The sequence below is a fragment of the Corynebacterium sp. HMSC036D02 genome, from assembly GCF_001836165.1.
Lineage (GTDB): Bacteria > Actinomycetota > Actinomycetes > Mycobacteriales > Mycobacteriaceae > Corynebacterium.
Map to the genome: position 1 here is coordinate 15,560 of NZ_KV827667.1, position 22,683 is coordinate 38,242.

General features: G+C 63.4%; 20 protein-coding genes. 12 read left to right on the top strand and 8 right to left on the bottom strand.

All coding sequences use genetic code 11. From position 1 onward, the window contains the following. Positions 1–32: 32 nt before the first annotated feature. From HMPREF2743_RS04390 to HMPREF2743_RS04405, 4 genes are read right to left on the bottom strand one after another with little or no spacing between them, the layout of a single operon-like run. A complete protein-coding gene (locus HMPREF2743_RS04390; protein ID WP_070818252.1) occupies positions 33–1,013 on the bottom strand; it encodes an LLM class flavin-dependent oxidoreductase in 981 nt (326 codons plus the stop codon). 3 nt (positions 1,014–1,016) lie between these two features. Then, complete coding sequence (brnQ, locus tag HMPREF2743_RS04395) at positions 1,017–2,357, bottom strand: branched-chain amino acid transport system II carrier protein (RefSeq protein WP_070818253.1); 1,341 nt, start codon at positions 2,355–2,357, stop codon at positions 1,017–1,019. Between the two features lie 38 nt (positions 2,358–2,395). Continuing rightward, positions 2,396–3,493: a MalY/PatB family protein gene (locus HMPREF2743_RS04400; protein ID WP_070818254.1), complete on the bottom strand. Its 1,098-nt coding sequence runs from the start codon at positions 3,491–3,493 to the stop codon at positions 2,396–2,398. A gap of 10 nt (positions 3,494–3,503) precedes the next feature. Then, on the bottom strand, positions 3,504–5,336 hold the full coding sequence (locus HMPREF2743_RS04405; protein ID WP_070818255.1) for an ABC transporter ATP-binding protein: 1,833 nt from the start codon (positions 5,334–5,336) through the stop codon (positions 3,504–3,506). 90 nt (positions 5,337–5,426) lie between these two features. Here HMPREF2743_RS04405 and HMPREF2743_RS04410 point away from each other — a divergent pair, with 90 nt between their 5' ends. Both HMPREF2743_RS04410 and idi read left to right on the top strand, forming a co-directional pair. Beyond that, on the top strand, positions 5,427–5,963 hold the full coding sequence (locus tag HMPREF2743_RS04410; protein ID WP_070644571.1) for a hypothetical protein: 537 nt from the start codon (positions 5,427–5,429) through the stop codon (positions 5,961–5,963). Further along, on the top strand, positions 5,960–6,484 hold the full coding sequence (idi, locus tag HMPREF2743_RS04415) for an isopentenyl-diphosphate Delta-isomerase (protein WP_070729627.1): 525 nt from the start codon (positions 5,960–5,962) through the stop codon (positions 6,482–6,484). The genes HMPREF2743_RS04410 and idi overlap by 4 nt, the downstream gene beginning before the upstream one ends. A 10-nt stretch (positions 6,485–6,494) precedes the next feature. Here the strand turns inward: idi and HMPREF2743_RS04420 are convergent, their stop codons facing one another. Continuing rightward, entirely contained in the window at positions 6,495–7,766 is a 1,272-nt protein-coding gene (locus HMPREF2743_RS04420; protein WP_070818256.1) for a carboxylesterase family protein, read from the bottom strand. Positions 7,767–7,934: 168 nt separating this feature from the next. Between HMPREF2743_RS04420 and HMPREF2743_RS12700 the strand changes: the two genes are divergently transcribed. Further along, on the top strand, positions 7,935–8,096 hold the full coding sequence (locus HMPREF2743_RS12700) for a hypothetical protein (protein ID WP_168160905.1): 162 nt from the start codon (positions 7,935–7,937) through the stop codon (positions 8,094–8,096). Positions 8,097–8,108: 12 nt separating this feature from the next. Here the strand turns inward: HMPREF2743_RS12700 and malQ are convergent, their stop codons facing one another. After that, on the bottom strand, positions 8,109–10,208 hold the full coding sequence (gene malQ / locus HMPREF2743_RS04425) for a 4-alpha-glucanotransferase (protein ID WP_246824465.1): 2,100 nt from the start codon (positions 10,206–10,208) through the stop codon (positions 8,109–8,111). A gap of 93 nt (positions 10,209–10,301) precedes the next feature. On the opposite strand from malQ, the gene HMPREF2743_RS04430 reads away from it, so the two are divergent. Next, a complete protein-coding gene (locus tag HMPREF2743_RS04430; RefSeq protein WP_070644575.1) occupies positions 10,302–12,143 on the top strand; it encodes an AMP-dependent synthetase/ligase in 1,842 nt (613 codons plus the stop codon). A 125-nt stretch (positions 12,144–12,268) separates the two neighbouring features. After that, a complete protein-coding gene (locus tag HMPREF2743_RS04435; protein WP_070446689.1) occupies positions 12,269–12,949 on the top strand; it encodes a hypothetical protein in 681 nt (226 codons plus the stop codon). A gap of 162 nt (positions 12,950–13,111) precedes the next feature. On the opposite strand, the gene HMPREF2743_RS04440 is transcribed toward HMPREF2743_RS04435, so the two are convergent. Both HMPREF2743_RS04440 and HMPREF2743_RS04445 read right to left on the bottom strand, forming a co-directional pair. Next, entirely contained in the window at positions 13,112–14,179 is a 1,068-nt protein-coding gene (locus HMPREF2743_RS04440; RefSeq protein WP_070818258.1) for a CNNM domain-containing protein, read from the bottom strand. Beyond that, positions 14,179–15,552: a hemolysin family protein gene (locus HMPREF2743_RS04445; protein WP_070525545.1), complete on the bottom strand. Its 1,374-nt coding sequence runs from the start codon at positions 15,550–15,552 to the stop codon at positions 14,179–14,181. Before HMPREF2743_RS04445 ends, HMPREF2743_RS04440 begins: the two co-directional genes overlap by 1 nt. Before the next feature lie 141 nt (positions 15,553–15,693). Between HMPREF2743_RS04445 and hemW the strand changes: the two genes are divergently transcribed. The 7 genes from hemW to pdxY are packed head-to-tail and all read left to right on the top strand — an operon-like array spanning position 15,694 to position 22,280. Further along, positions 15,694–16,842 (top strand): radical SAM family heme chaperone HemW, encoded by a 1,149-nt coding sequence (gene hemW / locus HMPREF2743_RS04450; protein ID WP_070818259.1) that lies wholly within the window; start codon positions 15,694–15,696, stop codon positions 16,840–16,842. Between the two features lie 19 nt (positions 16,843–16,861). After that, the gene (gene hrcA / locus HMPREF2743_RS04455; RefSeq protein ID WP_070525541.1) at positions 16,862–17,896 is read left to right on the top strand and encodes a heat-inducible transcriptional repressor HrcA; all 1,035 of its coding nucleotides are present in this window, start codon (positions 16,862–16,864) and stop codon (positions 17,894–17,896) included. A gap of 54 nt (positions 17,897–17,950) precedes the next feature. Next, positions 17,951–19,093, top strand: coding sequence for a molecular chaperone DnaJ (gene dnaJ / locus HMPREF2743_RS04460; protein ID WP_070525539.1), 1,143 nt, complete (start codon positions 17,951–17,953; stop codon positions 19,091–19,093). Next, the gene (locus HMPREF2743_RS04465) at positions 19,093–19,833 is read left to right on the top strand and encodes a 16S rRNA (uracil(1498)-N(3))-methyltransferase (RefSeq protein ID WP_070525537.1); all 741 of its coding nucleotides are present in this window, start codon (positions 19,093–19,095) and stop codon (positions 19,831–19,833) included. Before dnaJ ends, HMPREF2743_RS04465 begins: the two co-directional genes overlap by 1 nt. Positions 19,834–19,843: 10 nt before the next feature. After that, the gene (locus HMPREF2743_RS04470; protein ID WP_070525535.1) at positions 19,844–20,809 is read left to right on the top strand and encodes a PhoH family protein; all 966 of its coding nucleotides are present in this window, start codon (positions 19,844–19,846) and stop codon (positions 20,807–20,809) included. Next, positions 20,806–21,381, top strand: coding sequence for an rRNA maturation RNase YbeY (gene ybeY / locus HMPREF2743_RS04475; protein ID WP_070525533.1), 576 nt, complete (start codon positions 20,806–20,808; stop codon positions 21,379–21,381). The genes HMPREF2743_RS04470 and ybeY overlap by 4 nt, the downstream gene beginning before the upstream one ends. A gap of 50 nt (positions 21,382–21,431) precedes the next feature. Beyond that, positions 21,432–22,280, top strand: a complete 849-nt coding sequence (gene pdxY, locus HMPREF2743_RS04480; RefSeq protein ID WP_070525531.1) for a pyridoxal kinase PdxY — start codon at positions 21,432–21,434, stop codon at positions 22,278–22,280. Positions 22,281–22,683 lie beyond the last annotated feature (403 nt).

Below are 22,683 nucleotides of genomic sequence, written 5' to 3' on the forward strand. Positions count from 1 at the left end.
AAGGATGTGCGTACGCGCGTATGCGCCTGTTCCTACATCTGCCACGCTTGTGCCAGGTTTGCCATATTACCCAACGCTGCCTTGTGGCTTGTGGATTGCAGGGAGATCATGAGCTCATCCGCCTGGGCCAACTTCTGGAAGTCGGTGAGGTACTCGCGCACGTGCTCTACATTGCCGACGGCGGAGTACTGCAGCATGCCGATGATCTGCTGGCCCTGCGGGGAATCGATGATGCGGGCGACGTCGGCGTCGCTGAGCTGCTTGCCGCGGCTGACGAAAGCCTTCACGCGGCGGAAGCAGACCTTCTCGAATTCCTCTTCTGCGTCATCACCAGCGGTGACGTTGACGCCGGCGATGACATAGGGCTCGGGGTGGGCCTCGGAAGGCTGGTAATTTTCGCGGTAGTAGGCCGTGGCGGCTTGAAGATGCTGTGGGGCAAAGTGCGAGGCGAAGGCATAAGGCAGACCGAACTTCGCGGCGAGCGAGGCGCCGAAGAGCGAGGAACCCAGGATATAAATGGGCACGTTCGTGCCGTGGCCGGGGATGGCCTTCACGCCGGGGATGAGGGGCTTTCCGGAGAGGTAGCCCTGCAGCTCTTTGACGTCCTCGGGGAAGCGCTCGGCCGCGTGGCCATCGCGGCGCAGGGCGCGGCCCAAGGTTTGCATGTCGGTGCCGGGCGCGCGGCCCAGGCCTAAGTCGATGCGGCCGGGGTAGAGCTCGGCGAGGGTACCGAATTGTTCGGCGATGACATAGGGCGCGTGGTTCGGCAGCATCACGCCGCCGGAGCCCAAGCGGATGCGCTCGGTCTTCGCGCCGATGTGTGCGATGAGCACCGCCGGGGAGGAGGAAGAAATGGAGGGCATGTTGTGGTGCTCGGTGTACCACATGCGCTCAAAGCCCAAGGCCTCCGCCTGTTGCGCCAGCTCGACTGACCTGGCCATCGACTGAGAGGGAGATTCTCCCTCATAAATGGTGCAGAAATCGAGAATGGATAGGGCGGCGCGGGGCGTCATGAACTACTCACTTTTCTTCGACGAGGATGTAGATACAACGTCGATGATAACGCCGATGGCAAATGCGAGGAACGTAGGAACCACCCAGCCCAAGCCAACGTCCTGACCAGGGGAGAAGCTGAGCGGGGCGCCGAAGGAAGTGGCGGCGGACCACAGCACGGAAACCCACAGTGCCAGGCGGAAGCCCCAGTAGAAGGTGACCCACTTCTTGGCTACCGGTTGCAGAAGCGTCAGCGCGATCAGCGAGATAGCCGGCGGGTACAAGAACACGATGAAGGGAACCGCGATGGCAAGCACTGTGTCCAGGCCTTGGAAGGCGAAGGCGATGGACAGCGCGGTAAACAAGCAGGCCCAGAAGTGGTAGTTGGTCTTCGGCACGAGCAGAGCGAAGAACTCCGAGGTGGCGGAAATCAGGCCCACGGCGGTGGTCATGCACGCCAAGATGACGATGGCGGAGAAGACGGCCTGGCCGACGTTGCCCATGGTGAGGTTGGAGGCGTCGGCAAGCAAGGCGGCGCCGGAATCATAGGAGGCGCCATTCGGCATGGTTTGGCCGATCCACGCCAGGCCCAGGTAGATAGCGGCAAGCAGCGCACCGGCGATGACGGCGGACGTGATGGTTCCGCGCAGCAGCGCGCGGTTGGTGGAGAAGCCTTTGGAGCGCAGCGAGGTCACGATGACGATGGAGAAAGCCAGGCCTGCGATGGCGTCCATCGTGTTGTAGCCCTCGAAGAGGCCCGTGACGAAGGGCGCGGAGGCGTACTCCTCAGTCGGGGCGCCGGGGATGCGGGGATTCGCCACGGTGGCGAGGGTGATGAGTACCGCGAGCAGGATGACCAGCGCCGGGGTGAGGAACTTGCCCAAGGTGTCAATGATGTTGTTGGGGCGCCAAGCCAGTGCCAATGCGATGAGGAAGAAGACGACGTTGAAGGCGCCGTTGGCGAAGGTTCCTTCCCAGCCAAGCAGCGGGGTAATCGCGGTTTCCATGGACACCGCGCCGGTACGCGGCAGGGCATAGAAGGCGCCGATGGCCAGGTAGGCGATGACGGAGAAGGCCACGCCGAAAATCTTGCCGCCGTGGTTTCCGATATCGCGTACGGACTGGCCGGAAATGGCCACCGCGATCACCGCTAAGACCGGCAGAGCTACGCCAGCAGCGAGGAAGCCCAAGGTAGCAGGCCAGAAGTTGGTGCCGGAGGAGACCCCGACCTCCGGCGGGAAGATGAGGTTGCCCGCTCCGAAGAACATGGAGAAGAGCATGAGGGAGGCAACGATCACGATGCCGATGGGCGAGCTCGTCTTCGAAGCGGACTGGGCGGGAGCCTGAACGTCATTAATGGACATTTTTCTAAGGATAATGCCCATGACATGAGATGTAAATTTTAGCTAAATGCTTTCTCCAGCCGGTCGAGTGCCTCTTCGAGCAGCTCACGGGAGGTTGCAAAATTAAGACGGGCATGATGCTCGCCGCCCGTACCGAAAGTCACGCCCTCGTTGAGGGCTACCTTGGCGTGCTCGCGCACCCACGCCGCGGGCTTCGGGTTATCACCAATAGCTGTCTCGCTAAAGTCCAACCACAGCAGGTAGGTGGCCTGCGGGTGGGAGGTTTTGAGACCCGGAACGCGCTTGGGTAACTCCTCCACCAACCAGTCGCGGGTCTTCTTCAGGTACTCAATCTCCTCGTCAAGGAACTCCCCACCGTGGCGGTAGGCGGCCTCCGCGGCCAAGACGCCGAGCGTGCCGGTGCCGTCCTTAGCCACGCCGGTCAGCGAGTTCCAACGCTCGACATCCGCGGTTTTGGAGAAGATCACCTGCGCGCACTTGAGGCCCGCGGTGTTCCACGCCTTGGACGTGGCGGTGACGGTAATAACGCGATCGGACAAGGCACCGAGCGGGATGTGGCGGCCCTCGTAGACCAGCGGGGCGTGGATCTCATCGGAGAGGATGCGGGCATCGTATTTATCTGCCAGCTCGACGAGGCCCCGCAGCCATTCCTCATCAAAGACGATGCCCAGCGGGTTATAGGGGTGGGAGAGCAGGATGGAGCCGGCGCCGGCCTTAAAGGCGCGCTCGATATCCTCTAGCTCCAGCGAGGTTTCAATCTTCTCGCGCCCGGCGGTCTCCGGCAGCTCCAGCAGCGGTGGGTAGGAGGGAACCGGCACCGCCACCGCACCTTCGGTGAAGTACTGCACGCCGAGCAGCAGTCCACGCACGACATCCCCGATCCAGAAGACGTGCTCCGGGCGCCAGCCATAGCGCGCTTCATAGAAATCCGCCAGCGCCGCGTTGAGCTCGGAGGCCTTGGGCGCCGGCGTGTAGCCGAAGGACTCGGCGTCGACAGCCTCTTGGATGGCCTCCTTCACCGCCGGCGCGGTGAGGAAGTCTGATTCAGCGATCCACAGCGGAATGATGTCCTCGTCATAGACGGTCCACTTGCGGGTGCCGCGGGCAGAGAGTTCTTTCAGGCTAGGGAAATGCATGTGCCCCACCTTACTCGTCGGTGGCTTGGACGAATCCGTATTTTTTCAGTCGCTGGCGGTCGGCGGCGGAGGCGGATTGTGTCAGCCGCAGCAGCTCGGCGTAGATGCCGCCAGACTGTGCCAGCTCGGCCGGCGAACCAATCTCGGAGATGCGTCCGCGGTCCAGGGTGATGATGGTGTCCACGTCCGCGATGGTGGACAGGCGGTGCGCGATGATGAGCGTGGTGCGGTTCTTCATGAGCTCGTCCAGACCGGCCTGCACGGCGCGCTCAGCCTTGGTGTCCAGCGCCGAGGTGGCCTCGTCGAGGACGAGGATGGGGGCGTCCTTCAGCATGGCGCGCGCCACGGCCACGCGCTGTTTCTGCCCGCCGGAGAGCTTGAGGCCGCGCTCGCCGATGACGGTGTCGTAGCCATCGGGGAATTCTTCGATGAAGCCGTGTGCATTGGCGCGCTTGGCGACGTCCACGATCTCCTCCATCGTGGCGCCCGGCTTGCCATAAGCGATGTTTTCCCGAATGGTGCCGGAGAAAAGATAGGACTCCTGGAAGACCACGCCGACTGAAGCGCGCAGGCGCTCCGCGGTGAGCTCCGCGGCGTCGTGGCCCAGTACCGTCAGCTTTCCCTCCGTGGGTTGGTAGAGGCCTAACAGTAGGTTGACCAGGGTGGACTTGCCGCCGCCGGACTCGCCGACGAGCGCGACCTTGTGGCCTTCTTGGGCGGCGAAGGTGATGTCGGCGACGACCGGCTTATCCGATTCATAGGAGAAGGACACGTCCTCGAAGGCGAAGACCGGGCCTTCTGCGGGGCGCAGCGGTTCAGCCGGGGTGAGATCGAGTTCCGGCACGTCGGAGGTTTCAGCGGCGGCGACCAGCTGCGGGTTGACGGTAGGCTCCGGGATTTCCTCCATGACCTTGAAATAATCCTTGGAGCCGGCGATGGCGCGCTGGCTGACATCCACGATCCAGCTCATCATGAACACCGGCTGCTTGGCCATATTCACCAGCTGCAGGAGCATGACCATGTCACCGATGGAGAAGTGGCCTTCCAGAGTGCGCCAGAAGATCAGGCCATAGATGCCTAAGAAGATCAGCGCCATGGCCGCGCCGCGCGCGGTGTCCATGGAATGCCACCAGCGCGACTGCGGCTTCGTGGTATCCACCACCGTGCGGTAGTGCGAACCGAAGGAGGCCAGCTCGTGGGCTTCGGCGACGAAAGACTTGGTCACCTTCACCTGTCCGATGACCTCCGCGAAGCGCCCATTGGCCACGTCGATGTTCTCGTTCTTAATGGCCTCAAACTTTTGCCAGCGCTCCGAGGTCAGCGCGGTGAGCCACATATAGATGGGGAAGAGCGCAGCCAGCAGGATGGCCAGCGGCCAGTAGTACACCGCGGTGATGACTAGCACCGCCGCGGCCTGGATGAGCATGACGAAGAAGTTATTGGAGAAGGACTGCAGGAATTGCGTGATATTCGCAATCGAGCGGTCCAAGCGCGCAATGATGGTGCCGGTAACCTGGTTGTCGTAATAACCTTGCGGCACGGAGAGCAGCTTGGCAAAGTAGCGCGTCGAAAGAATCTGGCGCAGGCGTGCGACCATCACATCGCCGATATAGCCGCCGATATTCTTCACCACGTTGCCCAGCGCGTCCGCCACAAAGAGTGCTACGACCCACCACAGAATGGTGCGCAGTGGTCCGCCTGCGACGACGGTATCGGTGGCTTCGCGGAGGATGAAAGGTGTCAGCAGCGACAGAATCGCGGTGACTGACGCGGTGATTAGGACGCCAAGATAGAAAGGCCACAGAGCGGAGGCGCTGCGGACGATGCGGAGAATAGAGTTCATCGCCGGCCGATGTTACGCCCTTAATAGGAATATCCAACCCGTCGACTAAGGTAGGGGAGAAACCGAAATCGTGATGGAAAAGGATCCGCGGTGAAGAAATACCTCCCCCTAGCGTGCGCCCCGCTGTGCCTGGCTGCCTTGTCAGGCTGCAGTATCCTCCAGCCGCCGGACGTGGGCCCGCAGGACAACATCGTGGTCTCCAGTTCGGAGCCGCCGACCTTTGAGGCCAAGGACGTGGACGCTCACGAGGTCACCTCCGACTTGGCAGCCCCCGTTAAGGACGAGGGCCTCAACGTGGAATTTGAGCTGCAGGGCCTGTACTCCGGCGGTGGCGGAACGGTGCTGACTGTGAAGATTCACAACCTCAACGAGGTGCCGATGCCTGTCGACGCCCTCCCGGAACCCACCCTCGAGCGTGCCGACGGCAACGGCGGCTGGGCCACCGTGGATTCGATTGATGTTGACCCCGCTGTCCACCCGGATGTGGCCGCGCCGGGCCTGGATCACCCGCTGGGCGCCGGTGCGTCCACCAACCTTCAATATGTCTATAACGTTGCCCCAGGCAACCTCTGGAACGCGCGCTTTAGCATTGGCAACGTGCGCTATGTAGGAGACCTCAATCTATGACGGAACTCGTCGTTCTAGCTTCGCCGGAGGGCACACCCGCCGGCACCGCTGACAAGGCCGCCGTACATACCGCGGATACCCCGCTCCATTTCGCCTTTTCTGCGTGGGTGGTGCGCGATGGCCAGCTGCTGCTGACCCGCCGCGCCCTGTCCAAGCTGACCTGGCCTGGCGTGTGGACCAATTCCTTCTGCGGGCACCCGGGCCCGGATGAGGAGACTGCCGCCGCCGTCGTCCGCCGCGGCCGCTTCGAGCTTGGCCTGAGCGGCACGCCGCGTTTGGTGCTCCCGGACTTTGCTTACCGTGCCGTGGATTCTTCCGGCGTGGTGGAGAATGAAATCTGCCCGGTCTATCTCTTCGAAACTGAAGATGATCCGGCGCCCAACCCCGACGAAGTCGATTCCTTCGCGTGGGCGCCAGTGCGCGACGTGCTCGCCGCCGTCGACGCCACGCCGTTTGCCTTTAGCCCGTGGATGGTGGAGGAACTGACCCACGAACCGCTGCGCGCGGCCCTCTTGGCTTAATGCCCCCGGATCAGAGCAGGCTGCCATCCTGGGCGAAGGCCGCCGAAATATAATCCAAGCTGGCGTAGGCCACGCGGTTCTCGCCGTTATCCAGGTTGTATTCCCAGATAGCATGCTCCGGGCGGTAGGCCTCGAAGCCGGGCTCGCCGGTGCGGACGAAGTCCCGCAACCACTGCGCGAGCGGTGTTTCTCCGAAGAGCGGGCGCAGCTCCTCGCAGTGCAGGGCCGGGCTCGAGGAACGGATGAACTCCACCATCCAGGTCTTACCCGGTGCCTTCTCCGCTACCTCTGCAGCCCAGCGGCGGATGATGGCATCACCCACCATCCGGCCCATTGGGCGCTCCTTGTCCATGTGCTGCACCACCTGATACCAGGGTTGGAAACCATTGCGGGGAAAGCCAAAGCGCGGCGCCGCATAGCGCAGGATGAGGCCGCGGAACGGGGAGCGGTCAATCTTCCGTGTGGCCGGGATGTTGTAGAACTCGTCGCGGGTACTGCCGAGGATGAGGGGGACGTCGGCAAGCTGCCCACACTCCAGGGGCGTGGGGCCCAGCGCCATATCGAGGCTGTACTTCTTGCGGAACTTGGCGTAGCCGGCGGCAAGCTCCTCTTGGCTCATCGCCGCAAGCGAGGAACGCGTGATGGGCTTCTTCATCACCTGACGCAGGGTGGCACTGCGCTCCTCGAAGGTCTCCCTCGGGAAGCCCGGGGAGAGCGCTAGTGCTCGGCGAAAGGCCCCGCGGTAGTGGTCCCGCCGACACAGCCACAGCACGGCGTTGGCGCCGGCGGACTGGCCCAAGATGGTGACGTTGGTGGGATCCCCGCCGAAGGCCTCGATATTGCGCTGGATCCATTCCAAGCCCAGCTGCAGGTCCTCGATGGCGCGGTAGCGGTCGGGCTCATCATCACGGAAACGGGCAAGCCCCGGCAGGCCCACGCGGTAGCCCAGCTGAACGTGGACGATGCCTGCCTGTGCGGTGGGCGTGCCCGCTGCCCGGGGATCCTCGTGGGAGCCGTGCTCGTAGCGGCCGCCGTGGATATAGACCAACGTGGGCGCCAGTGACGTGGTGCGGCTGCCGGGTGCGGGGGCGGTGATGGTGAGCGCGACCTTCTCCGGGTGCGGGGTGCGTGCATCCTGGTCACGGGGTGGGGCAGGTTCGGGGTTCTCGAAATCCCCCGGGATATGGGAGTACTCGATGGAGTGAAAGTGGGCCACGTCCTCATCGAGGTAGCCGGTGATGGTGCCCGCGGGGCAGGTGACGTCGAAAGGTGCACTGCTCATGGTGAACAGGCTACCCTGAGGGCATGGAATGGCTCGTGCAGGCGCCAGTGTGGGCGCAAATGGCGGTGCTTGCCGTCACCGCAGTGCCGGCCGCAACCGTGATGGGGTGGGGGTTGATGTGGGCCATCGACCGCGTGTACACACTCGTGGAGGGGCGGACTAGGATAAATGACCATGACTCCCGATGATCACCGCGAAGGCCTGTGGGACCCTGAGCGCTCACAGCCTTCTCACCGCAAGCGCGCACTACCCAAATCCCGAGTGAGCGTGACCCTCTGGTTGATGATCACGCTCATCGTCGTGGTGGCCATCGTCGGCGTCGTCCTTTAGAGGGACGACGCTTTAGCGTTGGGTGCCCGGACGTTGGGCGGCCTGGGCGAGGCGCTGGTAGAGCTCCTGCTTCGGTAGATCCTCCAAGAGCACCGGCTTGCCGGCGGTATCGCACAGCGGGATGCACCAGTTCGGGTACTGATCTTTCGTCGTGCCCGGCTGGTTCTGTGCGCGCACGTCACCAACCATGTCCACCACGTTGGTGACCGTCAGCGCCGAGGGAGTTCCCGCAACATAGCGGTGCAGGGCGACGAGCACATCCTCTTCGCTTTCGCGGTTCTCCAACATGCCATAGGCCTGCAGGTTGTCCTTGACCTTTTCCTGCCACGCGCGGTCCTCAGCCTCTTCTTCCGCCACCGGGCGGGTGAGCAGGCCCAGGCGGGCGCGCAGCGCGATGTGGTCGCCACGCAGGTAGGCGAGCGTCGGCGGCAGATCGTGCGTGCCCACCGAGGACATCGCCATGTGGCGGTATTGATCCTGCGGACGCGGGGTGGGACCGTCTTCGGCATGCTCAAACCAGATGATCGTGGTGCCCAGCACGCCCATATCGCGCAGAGCGTTTTGGACCCACGGCTCCAGGGTTCCCAGGTCCTCGCCCACGAGGACAGCACCGGCGCGCTCAGCCTCCAGCGCGAGGATGCCGAGCATGGCCTCCCAGTCATAGGTCACGTAGGTGCCGTTGAGCGGGGTGGACTGGCGCGGGATCCAGTACAGGCGGAACAGGCCCAGGACGTGGTCGACGCGCAGGCCACCAGCATTGCCCAGCATTGTGCGCAGCAAATCACGCCATGGCCCATAGCCGGCTTCCGCTAGGCGGACCGGGTGCCACGGCGGCTGGGACCAGTCCTGGCCCTGCTGGTTATAGTCATCCGGCGGGGCCCCCACCGAGCACTGCGGGGCCAGGTACTCCGCCAGGTTGACGGCATCGGCACCAGCCGGGTGGATGCCCACGGCCATATCGGTGATGAGTCCGATGCTCATGCCAGCGTTGAGCGCGCGGCGCTGGGCGGCATCCAGCTGCTCATCGCAGAGGAATTGCAGCCAGGAGTAGAACTCGGCTAAGTCGTTGACGTCGAGGCTCAGCGCGTGGCGGCGTCCACTGTGGCGCGAGAGCTCAGTCTCTGCACACCACAGCGCGAAGTTGCGCAGGCCGCGGCCCTCGCGGCGCTGGTACTCGCTGAAAGCGGTGCGGCGCTCCGGGGTCATCCCCTTGCTGAAAAGCTCCTGCAGGACCTGCAGCTTGGCCTCGAAGATGGAATCACGGTCGATCTCTTCTGCCGACCGGTTGCGTTCGCGGAACTCGGCGGCGAGCTCGGCCACATCATCCTGAAGCTCTGGGCTGAGCAGCTTCAGCTCTGGGACATCTTCGATGCGAATATAGATCGGGTTGATGAAGCGCCGGGTGGTGGGCAGGTAGGGCGAATCCTCCACTGGCGGAATCGGCTCGCCCGCGTGCAGCGGGTTAATAAGGAGGAAGTCATAATCCGGTGCCAAGGTCTCCGCCAATTCGGCGAGGTCACCGAAGTCACCCATGCCCCAGGACTTCTCGGAGCGCACCGAATACAGCTGCGCCATCGCGCCCGCCACGGGGCGGTCAAGGTAGCGATCCGCAGTGCTGAGGTGATTGGGCACCACGATGAGCGGGCACTCGTGCTCGCCGATGCCGGGCGAGGACAAGCGCAGCTTGTGGAAGCCTAAGGGCAGGTCCCCGGGGACGTGGAAACTAGCTTCGCCCCACATGGTTCCGGCGACGTCGGCAGCCGGGGCGTCGTTCGGATCCTGGTAGGTCGGCCGAGTCTCGCCGTTCTCCAGCTCGATGGTCACGGTGACGGGGTCGCCGTCGTGGACGTGGACGGCAAAGGACTTTTCGGCGCCTTCGCGGGCCACCACGCAGGGCGGCAGCGGGCGGGAGGCGCGTTCGAGGTAGTCCTCGAACAAGGCCTGGGTTAGCTCTTCATCGTCCGGACGGTCGGAGATAGAGACGCCGAGTGCGCGCAGCGTATAGGTAATTGTCTCCTCGCTGACGTACACGGGCTGTCCGTTCTGGGCGGTGTACTCGCAGGCCACGCCGTGGCGTTGGGCAAGTTCTTGAAGCAGATCACGGGTAGTCACGTCCCCCAATTGTGCCACGCCCTTGCTGCGCGCGGGAGAAATCCGGTTGGTAGAGTGGGCTGGAATTTAATTTTTGTGGGAAAGGACACAACTGTGACTTTGAATGAAGCGCATACGAAGGCGGAGTTCGAGATCAAGGACGGCGAAACCTGCCTTACCGCGATGATGGCTACGGCGCACGCCCGCCCACATGGCGTGCTGTTTACCCGCCCTGCGAACTATGAGTGGGTCAACGTGACCGCCAAAGAGTTCGTGGAAGAGGTCTACGCGGTGGCCAAGGGGCTCATTGCTTTCGGCGTGGAGCAGGGCGACCGCGTGGCTCTTATTTCTACTACCCGCTACGAGTGGTCCCTGCTGGACTACGCCATCTGGGCGGCCGGTGCTATCTCCGTTCCGGTGTACCCCTCTTCGTCGATGTCCCAAGTCCAGTGGATTATCGAGGATTCCGGTGCCATCCTCGCCATCACGGAAACCCGCGAGCACTCCGAGCTGGTCAAGCACCTGAAGCTGCAAGAGGATGGCACCCCACAGTTGCACGGCTCTCCTTCCCAGCTGCGCCGCATCCTAGAGATCAACTCTTCCGCCATCGATACTCTGAAGTTTGAGGGCCGCGATGTCAGTGACGATACCGTCGACCAGCGCATCGAGGCCACGGCTACCGATGATGTTGCCTCGTTGGTCTACACCTCCGGCACTACCGGGCGCCCCAAGGGCTGCATGCTGACCCACCGCAACTGGCTCGCGGAAGCTCGCGGTCTGCTGACTAACCCCATTGGCGCCATCGCCGTGCCGGGTTCCCACGTTCTGACCTTCCTGCCCTTGGCACACGTTTTTAGCCGCGCGGTGTCGCTGGCGGTCACCATCGGCGGTGCCTCCCAGAACCACTGGTCCGACTTCAGCACCATCACCATCGAATTCGCGCGCTCCCGCCCGAACCTGATCCTGGGCGTGCCGCGCGTCTTTGAGAAGGTGCGCAACGGTGCCTCCGCCAAGGCCCACGGCTCCTCTGCGGTCAAGGGCGCCATTTTCGATCGCGCGGAGAAGGTCGCTATCGAGTACTCGAAGGCGCTGGATACTCCGGAGGGGCCTAACCGTGTCCTTAAGGCCAAGCACAAGGCTTTTGACAAGCTGGTCTACTCCGCTATTAGGCAGGCCATGGGCGGCGAAGTCAAGTACTGTATCTCCGGTGGTTCGGCCATCTCGCAGGATTTGCTGCACTGGTACCGCGGCATTGGCGTGACCATCTATGAGGGCTATGGCTTGACGGAGACCGCCGCGGCCGCCGCCGTCGACTTTGTCGATCAATCCATCGGTACCGTTGGTCCGCCACTGGGCGGAACGACGATGCGCATTAACGACGACGGCGAGATCATGATCAAGGGCGATATCGTCTTCAAGGGCTACTGGCAGAACGAGGAAGCCACCGAGAACGCCCTGCAGGACGGTTGGTACAACACCGGCGACCTGGGGGAGATTGATGAGGATGGCAAGCTCGTCATCACCGGCCGCAAGAAGGATCTCATCGTCACCGCTGGCGGCAAGAACGTCTCTCCTGGCCCGATGGAAGATATCCTGCGCTCCCACCCGCTGATTTCCCAAGCCATGGTGGTCGGTGACGGCAAGCCGTTCGTCGGCGTGTTGCTCACCCTGGATGAGGATGCGCTCAAGCGCTGGAAGGCTGATCACAACATCTCCGCGACCAAGGGTATGCGTGAGGTTGCTGCCGATCCGGCGCTGCGCGCGGATATTCAGGACGCCATTAACCAGGTCAACGCCACCGTTTCCCACGCGGAGGGTATTAAGAAGTTCGTCATCCTCGACCAGGACCTCACCGAGGAAAGTAACGAGCTCACCCCCACGATGAAGGTCAAGCGCTATGTCGTGGCGCAGCGCTACGCAGCGGATATCGAGCGCCTCTACGCCGGCAAGAAATAAGGCTGGATGGAGTCTGTGAATTCCTTCGGAGTGTCGCGCAGCCGAATGGGAGGATCTCTAATAGAGTCAGCGGGGTCAGAAAAACTCTAAACCTCAACTAGAGGTTCTCACGGAAAGGGCAGCCTATGCACAAGATCGCAGCCGAGCTGCGCCACCGTGAGCTGACCCAAGAAATCTATAACATCGGCGACGAAGTCGTTGACTACATCGAGCACCTCATCGAGGCCATCGAGGACTGGGACGATGAACTCGCCCTCGACTGTCTGGCCGAGCTGGGGGATATCGTCGAAGACGCCCGCGTGGATTCTGGGCGTTGTGTCGGCGAGCTCATCGGCTTGCGCCACGCGCTGGTCTCCGGCCTGAAGTCCGGCACCATCTCCGCTGCCTCCTCCGGCGACAATGATGTGGAGGAGCCGAAGCAGCTTACCGCCCGCGCACTCGCTGAAGGCCTGCCCATCTCCGGCCCGCCCGTTGTGGTCTCGGAGTTGGCAGAAACCCTGCGTGGCCGCACCGCCGCGGTGGCCGCCTACTTGCGCGAGCTGGTCGAGTACGTGCTGGCGCAAACCGACGCCGTGGCTCGCAACCTCGATGTGGTCTCCCTGCCGAACCTGTACAAGCGCGCGGGTGAATCCTCCCTCATCGCCGTGCAGGCTTGGCGCCACACTGTCGTGGAGGCGCACCCCGCTTATGTGCGCACCATGCGCGGGCATAACCCGCCGCCTTTCTTGGAGGAGCGCGCGCGTATTGACGCCGTCGTTGCCCGCGTGCGCGCCAAGCGTCAGAAGAAGGCCGCCACGACCGCATAGTCGCCGCATCACAGACTTCCTTGTTGCCAACACACAAGGATTACCTAAGAAGAGCGCCGCCGAGATTCCCTCTCTCGGCGGCGCTCTTCGCTGCTAGTGTGGCACGAATAACTTTGCGTGCCACCGTCTAGCTTCGTGTGCCAGGGGCTTAGCGCGTACGCGCTAAGCCCCTGGGTTCTTGGTGGCCGGCGCGGCCTGGTCCAACTGCTCCGTAATCTGCGGCCACAGCTGGCCCATGATGTCATCCCAGGTGAGGATCCACACGGTCTTGTCTTTGGTGGGTTTGCCCACGACCACGAGCTGCTCATTGCGGGCGCGCATCTGGTCCAGAGTCTTCTGCACGGTGGAGGAGGAGCCCACCGCCAGCGCGGGGCGGGAGAAATCCAGCACCGGGGTATCCGGCTCCGCCAGCAAGGTATCGCGCACGTGGACGATACGCGGGATGCGTGAGGCACGAGGGTAGACCAGCACGCGCATGATGGACTTGCGCACCACGAGCTCGTGGAGCTCGGCCACGGTGGCATTGGAGGAAAGCGGCAGGATTTCCGAACCATGCTCGCGGGCCAACTGGGCCGCGGTGGAGGCTTCCAGCTCGATAACGCCGGTGATCTGGTTGGCGGAGTCGTCGTCAAGCGTGCCCGTCAGGCGCGAGTGCTCGACCAGGTGGCGCAGGGTCTCGGCGTCATAGCCGGCCGCGCCAGCGCGGTCGACGGGCTCCTCACCGGTCATGCGCACCAGCTTGTTCGCCATCTTGTTGATCCAGATCAGCAGCGGACGGAAGAGCCAGATGAAGCCGCGGGCGGGCACCGCGATGAGCTGTAGGGCCGTCTCCGGGTGGGCGATGGCCCAGGACTTAGGCGCCATCTCACCGATAACCAGGTGCAGGAAGGTCACCACGAAAAGGGCTAGCAGGAAGGAGATGATGTCAGCAACGCCCAGCGGCAGGCCGAGGGCCTCCAGCGGGCTCATCAGCAGGTGATGGACCCAAGGTTTGGTCACGGCACCGAGGACGAAGGTCGCGGCGGTAATGCCCAGCTGAGCGCCAGCCAGCATGATGGTCAGTTCATTGAGCGAGCGCAGGCCCGCGCGCGAGGCCGCCGAGGATTCCGCGGTCTCCTCCAAGCGGTTGCGGCGCGCGCCCATGAGGGAGAACTCGATGACCACGAAGAACGCGGAAGCAGCAATGATGAGAACAGTGATAAGGAGGTTGAACCACCAGGTATCAGTCATTAGTCATCCTCTCCTTCCGGAAATTCCTCCACCAGCTCGAGCGCCAGGACGGAGGGTACGTGGCGGTCGATTTCCTCGACGCGCACGTTGAGGGTGCGGATGGGGGCTTCGTCGCCGTCGACCCAATCTTCCGGTTCGGCCTCTAGCTCGATGGAGAGTTCTTCGCCCTCTTCCGGCAGCGTGCCGGAATGCGCGATGAGCAGGCCGGCGACGGTTTCGAAATCGCCCTCCGGCAGGTCGTGGCCGATGGCGCGCTCGACCTCGTCGATGGGGGTGTCGCCGTCGACGATCCAGTGGGTGTCGTCCTGCTCAGTGATTTCCTCGGTCTCTTCGAGGTCGTGCTCATCGGTGACATCGCCGAGGATTTCCTCGGCCAAATCCTCCATGGTCACGATGCCCACGAAGCCGCCGTATTCGTCGATGACACAGGCGAGTTTCTCGTCGGCGTCGCGAAGCTCTGTGACGACGTCGGGAAGCGGCATGAGCTCCGGCACCACCACGGGTTCCTTCATGATCTCGCGTGCCGGGGTGGCCAGGGGCAGTTCGCTGCCCAGCACATCGTAGAGGTGCACCACGCCGATGGGATTGTGCTCATCGTCGATGATCGGGTAGCGGGTGTGGTTCTCCGACATCATCTCGCGCACCTCGCCGATGGTGGTCTCGGGCTCGATGACATCCACGCGCGAGCGCGGAATCATGGCGTGCTCCACATCATGCTCGGGGAAGTCGAGGAGACGGTCGAGGACCAGGTAGGTGTCCTCATCCAAGTCGCCGGCCTCGTGGGAGGCATCCACGATGGATTCCAGGTCATCGGTGGTGGCAGATGAATCGACATCCTCCACCGGCTCGATTCCGAAGACCTTGAGCAGGGCATTGGAGGAGTACTCAAAGAAGTGGATGAGCCAGCCGAAGATCTTGAGGTACCACATCGTCGATGCGGATAACCACAGCGCTGACTTCATGGGTGCTGCAATGGTGTAGTTCTTGGGGAAGAGCTCGGCGAAGAGCATCGTGAGAACCGTCGACACCGCCAGCGCGGTCACCGTGCCGATGGCAACGGACACGCCCGTGGGCACGCCCACACCACCGAGCAGCTGGCCTAGGCCTTGGCCCACGAGGGGCTCGGCCACATAACCAATGAGCAGGCCCGTAATCGTGATACCCAGCTGCGCGCCGGAGAGCATGAAGGAGGTCTTTTGGGTGATCTTTAAGGCGCGCTCCGCAGGCTTATCCCCAGTCGCAGCGCGCTGGCGCAGCTGCGTGCGGTCCACCGACATGAAGGCGAATTCCTGCGCCACGAAGTAGGCGTTGGCCACGATAATGAGAGCGATGACGGCGAAACCCGCCACAATCATCAGGATGGCAGATAACACGGCTTACCCCACCGCCTTACGTCGGCGGCGGGGACATCGACTCGGAGGTTCCACTTAAAAGAGGCCTTTCTTCACTATCGGGGTTGCAAATCTGCTCTACAGACTACCGCTTCAACGGTTTTGTCGGTTACTTTGTTCCCCATGGATCCCTTTGGTCTCTACATTCACGTTCCTTTCTGCGCTTCGCGCTGCGGCTACTGCGACTTCAACACCTATACGCCGGGTGAGCTGGGAGGGGACCTGACCAACGATTATCTCTCAGCCTTGGAAAAAGAGCTGGAGATGGCGGCGGCCCAGGTGGGCCGCGAAGCCGAGACCGTTTTTATTGGTGGCGGCACGCCGAGCTTGTTGGGGGCCGAGGGCCTGGGCCGTGTCTTGTCGAAGGTTCGTGATACCTTCGGCCTCGCCCCGGGCGCGGAGGTCACCACGGAATCCAACCCGGAATCCACCTCGCCGGAGTATTTCGCCGGGCTTCTCGACGCCGGCTTCACCCGCCTCTCCCTGGGCATGCAATCCGTCTCACCGGGGGTGCTCGCAGTGCTGGAGCGAGCCCACACGCCGGGCCGCGCCTTCGATGCGGCACGCGAAGCCATCGCCGCGGGCTTTGAGCACGTCAACCTGGACATGATTTATGGCACGCCGACAGAAGAAGACGCGGACGTTGCTCTGACTCTGGAGCGCGCACTGGAGACGGGAGTGGACCACATCAGTGCCTATTCGCTCATCGTGGAAGATGGCACGCGTATGGCCCGCAAGGTGTCTAAGGGCCTGCTTCCGGCCCCGGATGAGGACGTGCTGGCCCGGCGCTATGAGATGATCTCATCCACCCTCGAAGCCGAAGGCTTTGAGTGGTACGAGGTCTCCAACTGGGCCAAGCCGGGCGGGGAGTGCCAGCACAATCGCATCTACTGGGTCGATGGCAATTGGTGGGGCGCGGGCCCGGGCGCGCATTCGCACTTGGGCAACGAGCGCTTCTTCAATGTGAAAAACCCGCGGACCTACATCAAGGCCGTGGGCGAGGGGGAGCTGCCCATCAAGGAGCGGGAGGAGCTCAGCGCCGCCGACCGCCACACCGAGCGCATCATGCTGGGCCTGCGTCTGCGCGAGGGCATCCCGGCGTCCTGGCTCGCGCCCGCTGCCGAGCCTGTGGCCGCGCGTTTCATCGAGCGCGGCTTGCTTGAGCGCGCCGGCGACCACCTCCGCGTGACCAAGGCGGGCCGCCTGCTCGCGGACGGCATCATCACCGACCTCCTCGTCGCCGAAGATACCGCCGAAGACATAGCCCGCTAGAACGGATAGCCTTAAAGACATGTCCAGCTCCACCGATGCCCGCCGCCAAGAGGTCCTGCGCGCCATCGTCGCGGACTACATCGCCTCGCAATCGCCCGTCGGCTCCAAGGCCCTGCTCGAGCGCTACCAGCTGGGCGTGTCCTCGGCGACGATTCGCAATGACATGGCCGTGCTCGAAGCCGAAGGCCTCATCGCCCAAGAGCACGCCAGCTCCGGGCGCGTGCCCACGCAGAAGGGCTACCGCCAGTTCGTCGATACGCTGCACGATGTTAAGCCGCTTTCCAAGGCCGAGCGCCGCGCCATGCTCACCTTCCTCGAGGGCGGCGTGGATTTGGAAGACGTGCTGCGCCGCTCTGTCCAGCTGTTGGCCCAGGTAACTAAGCAAGCGGCCGTGGTGCAGATGCCTAACCTCAAGGTCTCCCGCGTGAAGCACTGCGAGGTCGTGGCACTCTCACCGGTGCGTCTGCTCTTGGTGTTGATTACGGATAATGGGCGCGTCGATCAGCGCAATGTGGAGCTCGATGATGTCATCGACCCCGAGCAGACCCACCGCCTGCGCGATATCCTCAACACCGCCCTGGAGGGCAAGACGCTCACGGAAGCCTCGGTGGAGCTGGCCGCGCTTGTCGACGACTCCCCGGCCGATATCCGCCCCCATCTTCTCAAGGCCGCGACGACGCTGATTGAGACCCTCGTGGAGCAGCCCTCCGATCGCCTGATCATGGCGGGCACCTCCAACCTCACCCGCGTGGCCCTGACCGAGGGTTTGCCCTCTATCATCGAGGCTCTTGAAGAGCAGGTCGTGGTGCTGAAATTGCTGGCCCGCGTGCCGGATTTGGGCAATGTTTCAGTCTCCATCGGCGAGGAGAACGAAGCCGATGAGCTGCGCCAAACCTCCGTCGTGGCTACGCGCTATGGTTTCGGCACCGGCTCGGAGGCAGCTGCACTCGGCGGGCTCGGTGTGGTGGGGCCGACGTATATGGATTACTCGGGAACAATCTCCAAGGTCTCTGCCGTTGCACGCTATGTGAGTGAAATTCTGGCGGGCGAGTAAGCTGGCCCGTCGGATTAGATTTAGTATCAACGAGAAATAGAAGGATGACAGTACGTGGCTCGTGACTACTACGGCATTCTTGGTGTAGAAAAGTCGGCGTCCGACGCCGAGATTAAGAAGGCCTACCGCAAGCTGGCGCGCAAGTACCACCCGGACGTGAACCCGGGCGATGAGGAGGCCGCGGAGAAGTTCCGCGAGGCTTCCCTTGCACAGGAGGTTCTGCTGGATCCGCAGAAGCGCCGGGTTGTGGACATGGGTGGTGACCCCATGGAGGAGCGCGCGGCCCAGGGCGGCGGCTTTGGTGGTTTCGGTGGCGGCGGCCTCGGGGATATCTTCGCCGAGTTCTTCGGCGGGGGAGCGGCCTCCCGCGGCCCGCGTTCCCGCGTGCAGCCGGGCGATGATGCGCTCCTGCGCACCACCATTACTCTTGAGGAGGCCTATAGCGGCGTCAAGCAGCAGGTCAAGGTCGATACTGCCGTGGTCTGTGACCGCTGTGAGGGCTCCGGTTCTGAGTCCAAGGCCAAGCCGGTGACCTGTGATCACTGCGGCGGCATGGGCCAGGTTCAGGAGGTCCAGCGCAGCATGCTGGGCAACATGATGACCACCCGCGATTGCCCGAAGTGCTACGGCTTCGGTGAAGTAGTCACCGACCCTTGTGGCCACTGTGGCGGCGATGGCCGCGTGCGCAAGCGCCGCGATATTACGGTGAATATCCCCGCCGGCATTGGTGATGGCATGCGCATCCGCATGGCTTCCCAGGGCGAGGTCGGCCACGGCGGCGGTCCTGCTGGTGATCTTTATGTCGAGGTGCACACCGAGCCGCACCCCGTCTTCGAGCGCAATGCCGATGACCTGCACCTAACTGTTCGCGTGCCCATGGTGGATGCGGCTCTGGGCTCTTCCTGTACCGTCGAGCAGCTCGACGGCGAGGAGCTCACCATCGATATCGCGCCGGGCACCCAGCCGGGCGAGTCCATCACCCTCCAGGGCAAGGGCATGCCGCGCCTGCGCACTGACGGCTTTGGCAACCTGCACGCCCACGTGGACGTGGTGATCCCGACGGACCTGGATAAGAAGACCCGCGAGGCCCTTGAAAAGGTCCGCAATGCCGGCCACGGCGGCACCGAGGTGCACCGCGCCGACGACGAGCACGGCGAATCCCTCTTCAGCCGCTTCCGCGATAAGTTCCGCCGCTAATGTCTCTGCCCGTCTTCCTCCACCCGGACCTGTCCCTCGCCGAGGTCGGCCAGCCCGTGGGCCTCGATGGCGCGGAGGGCCGCCACGCGGTCACCGTCAAGCGCATGGGACCAGGGGAGCACCTGGTCCTGATTGATGGCTCCGGGCGCCGCGTCACCGCCACCATCACTGATACGCAGGGCAAGGACACGCTGGCCGCGCTTGTCGACGACCTCGTAATCCTCCCCGAACCCTCCCCACGGGTGGTCGTGGTCCAGGCCATCCCAAAGTCGGAGCGCGCCGAGTTGGCCGTCGACCTGGCCACTCAGGCCGGGGCGGATGAGATCATCGCGTGGCAGGCGGATCGCTGCGTGTCCAAGTGGGATGCCAAGAAGGCCCCGAAAGCCTTAGGCAAGTGGGAATCTGCGGCCGTGGCGGCCGCCAAGCAATCGCGCCGCGCGCGCGTACCGGCCGTGCGCGGCCCGCTGACCACCCGCCAGCTGTGCCAGGAGATTTCCGGCGCCCGCGCCTTGGTCCTCCACGAGGAAGCCGAGGTTCGGCTCAAGGACCTTGCTGACCTCGACTCGGCCGAGACCATCTACCTGCTGGTGGGCCCAGAGGGCGGCATCGGCGCGGAGGAGCTAGCCCGCTTGCAGGAGGCCGGTGCGACGGCGATCAAGTTGGGGCCGGAGGTGTTGCGGACGGCGTCGGCAAGCATGGTGGCCTTGGCCAGCATCGGCACCCTGACCGCGCGCTGGTAGCCTTTTAGGCGTGCCTATTATCACCACCAAGTTTGATCTCGATTCCGCCTACCTCGCCACGGTGCTGGGTCCGGCGGACGATAACCTGCGCGTTTTGGGCAACCTCGTGGGCGTGGACCTCTTCGCTCGCGGGACCACAGTCACGGCTGCCGGTCCCGATTATGAGGTGGCGCGTGCCCGCAAGGTCTTAGAGGAGCTCGAGGCGATTGCCCGCCGTGGGCATCCGGTGAGCACCGATACCGTGAAGCACACCCTGGACCTGGTCACGGTGGATGCTCCCGCTTCCGTGTCCGAGACGCTCGCGGCGGATATCGTTTCGCGCCGCGGCAAGGCTGTGCGGCCGAAGACTCTTGGGCAATCGCGCTATGTGCAGGCTATCGATGAGAACACGATTGTCTTCGGCATTGGTCCCGCCGGTACCGGCAAGACCTACCTGGCGGTGGCCAAGGCGGTGCAGGCCCTGCGCGCCAAGCAGGTCAGCCGCATTATCTTGACCCGCCCGGCGGTTGAGGCGGGGGAGAAGCTGGGCTTTCTGCCCGGTACCCTCAACGACAAGATCGACCCTTACCTTCGCCCGCTGTACGACGCTTTGCGGGACATGATCGATCCGGAGATGATTCCGAAGCTCATGGAGGCCGGCATCATTGAGGTCGCCCCCTTGGCCTATATGCGCGGACGCACGCTCAACGATGCCTTCGTCATCCTCGACGAGGCCCAAAACACCACGCCGGCGCAGATGAAGATGTTCCTGACTCGCTTGGGCTTTGGCTCCACCATCGTGGTAACCGGCGATATTTCCCAGGTGGACTTGCCCGGCGGCCAGGTCTCCGGTCTGCGCCTGGTGCGCCGCATTTTGAAGGGCGTGCCGGATATCCACTTCGCGGAGCTGGGCGCGGCCGACGTTGTGCGCCACCAGCTGGTCGGGCGCATCGTGGAGGCTTACGATAACTTTGCTGAGCAGGAGGAGAAGAAATGAGCATCGAATTTATTAACGAGTCCGGTTATGACGGCGTCAACGAGGAGATGCTGATCGACGTCTGCTCCTACGCCCTCGGCCGCCTCGACGTTAACCCGGATGCCGAGTGCACGATTACCGCCGTGGATCTGGATACCATCGCGGAGCTGCACGTGCGCTGGATGGACTTGGAAGGTCCGACCGACGTGATGAGCTTTCCCATGGATGAGCTCACCCCGGGCGCTACCGGCGGGCGCCCTGACGCCGCCGAGGCCGGACCGGCCATGCTGGGCGATATCGTGCTCTGCCCGGAGTTCGCGCAGCGCCAAGCCACCGCCGCTGGCCACTCCTTGGGCCACGAGCTGGCCCTGCTGACCGTGCATGGATGCCTGCACCTGCTGGGCTATGACCACACCACCGCGGCGGAGGAAAAGGAAATGTTCGGCCTGCAGAATGAGCTGCTGGCGGACTGGTACGAGGACCTGGCAGCACGCGGCGTGAGCTACCAGCCCAAGCCCTCGGGCCCGAAGGCCTTCCCGGATGCCGCCGAGCGCGCGAAGCTCGATGAGGAAGTTCCCGGCGGCGGAATCTAAAGCGGCCCAATCGTTGAGGTGCTGCGTGGGGCGTAGCACAATAGGGGATTATGAACATCCTCTCCATTCAGTCCCATGTCACCTTCGGCCACGTGGGCAACTCCGCAGCAGTCTTTCCACTTCAGCGCGCCGGCCATGAGGTGTGGCCGATTCACACGGTGAACTTCTCCAACCACACCGGTTATGGCGATTGGGGCGGGCCGATGATTCCCGCGGAGGAGGTCACGGCGATTGTGGATGGCATCGAGAAGCGCGGCGCCTTCCCGCGCATCGACGCAATCTTGTCTGGCTACCAGGGCGGCCCGGACATCGCCGGTGCCATCGTGGATGCGGTGAACCGCATCAAGGCTGTGAACCCGAAGGCCCTCTACGCCTGCGACCCGGTCATGGGTAACGCCAAGTCCGGCTGCTTCGTCTCCGATGAGATTCCGCCGCTGCTGCGCGATAAGGTCGTTCCGGTCGCGGACATCATCACCCCGAATCAGTTTGAGCTGGGCTACCTGACTGATTGCGAGGTGGGCACCCTGGAGCAGACCCTCGCTGCGGTGAAGCGCGCGCAGGAGATCGGCCCGAAGACCGTGTTGGTCACCTCGGTGCAGCGCCCGGAGACCAGCGAGGACGAGATTGAGATGCTCGCCGTCGATGGCGAGCGCGCTTTCCTAGTCGCTACCCCCAAGCTGCCGTTCAAGCGCAACGGCTCGGGCGATGTCACGGCCTCGCTTTTCACTGGCCACTACGTGGAAACCCACGATGCGAAGGAAGCGCTCAAGCGCACTGCGTCTTCGGTCTACGATTTGCTGCATAACACCTATGAGGCGGATTCCCAGGAGCTGCTGCTCATCGAGTCGCAGGATGTCTTTGCTAACCCGCAGCTGCAGTTCCGGGTGGAGGAGCTCTAGCCGTCAATCCGTGACTGCCCTGCGCGCGCGTTCGCGGCCTGGCGTGGATGCCTTGACCCGGCGTCATGTCCTGGCCCCGCCAAGGTGCCCGGCAAACGGCATCTCGCAGAAGGCATCTGTCAGAAGGCGTTTTCACTCCTAAAAACGCCTTTTGCTGCGTCCAGATGGCGTTTTGCGGTCAAAGACGCCGTTCGGAAGACACCATTTGCAAGATGCCATTTGGCGCAAGCTTTTTCGCAGTCACCATGCGGCGGATAACCTCGCGCCATCAGCTTTTACTCTCACCTCACTGCTGCTTTCCCGGCCCACCTTCAACGATGTCGTTTCCATCCACAAGGTTCTACTCAGATGGTTCGGGTCAGAAGGTTCTCTTCCCTTATTGCCAATGGAGTTGTGAACATCC

Excerpts from the sequence above, each read along its gene's own strand:
- HMPREF2743_RS04465 (WP_070525537.1), top strand. The coding sequence starts at position 19,093 with ATGTCTCTGCCCGTCTTCCTCCACCCGGACCTGTCCCTCGCCGAGGTC.
- ybeY (WP_070525533.1), top strand. The coding sequence starts at position 20,806 with ATGAGCATCGAATTTATTAACGAGTCCGGTTATGACGGCGTCAACGAG.
- HMPREF2743_RS04435 (WP_070446689.1), top strand. The coding sequence starts at position 12,269 with ATGCACAAGATCGCAGCCGAGCTGCGCCACCGTGAGCTGACCCAAGAA.
- HMPREF2743_RS04420 (WP_070818256.1), bottom strand. The coding sequence starts at position 7,766 with ATGAGCAGTGCACCTTTCGACGTCACCTGCCCCGCGGGCACCATCACC.
- hrcA (WP_070525541.1), top strand. The coding sequence starts at position 16,862 with ATGTCCAGCTCCACCGATGCCCGCCGCCAAGAGGTCCTGCGCGCCATC.
- HMPREF2743_RS04390 (WP_070818252.1), bottom strand. The coding sequence starts at position 1,013 with ATGACGCCCCGCGCCGCCCTATCCATTCTCGATTTCTGCACCATTTAT.
- pdxY (WP_070525531.1), top strand. The coding sequence starts at position 21,432 with ATGAACATCCTCTCCATTCAGTCCCATGTCACCTTCGGCCACGTGGGC.
- HMPREF2743_RS04405 (WP_070818255.1), bottom strand. The coding sequence starts at position 5,336 with ATGAACTCTATTCTCCGCATCGTCCGCAGCGCCTCCGCTCTGTGGCCT.
- HMPREF2743_RS04400 (WP_070818254.1), bottom strand. The coding sequence starts at position 3,493 with ATGCATTTCCCTAGCCTGAAAGAACTCTCTGCCCGCGGCACCCGCAAG.
- HMPREF2743_RS04440 (WP_070818258.1), bottom strand. The coding sequence starts at position 14,179 with ATGACTGATACCTGGTGGTTCAACCTCCTTATCACTGTTCTCATCATT.
- HMPREF2743_RS12700 (WP_168160905.1), top strand. The coding sequence starts at position 7,935 with ATGACCATGACTCCCGATGATCACCGCGAAGGCCTGTGGGACCCTGAG.
- brnQ (WP_070818253.1), bottom strand. The coding sequence starts at position 2,357 with ATGTCCATTAATGACGTTCAGGCTCCCGCCCAGTCCGCTTCGAAGACG.
- hemW (WP_070818259.1), top strand. The coding sequence starts at position 15,694 with ATGGATCCCTTTGGTCTCTACATTCACGTTCCTTTCTGCGCTTCGCGC.
- idi (WP_070729627.1), top strand. The coding sequence starts at position 5,960 with ATGACGGAACTCGTCGTTCTAGCTTCGCCGGAGGGCACACCCGCCGGC.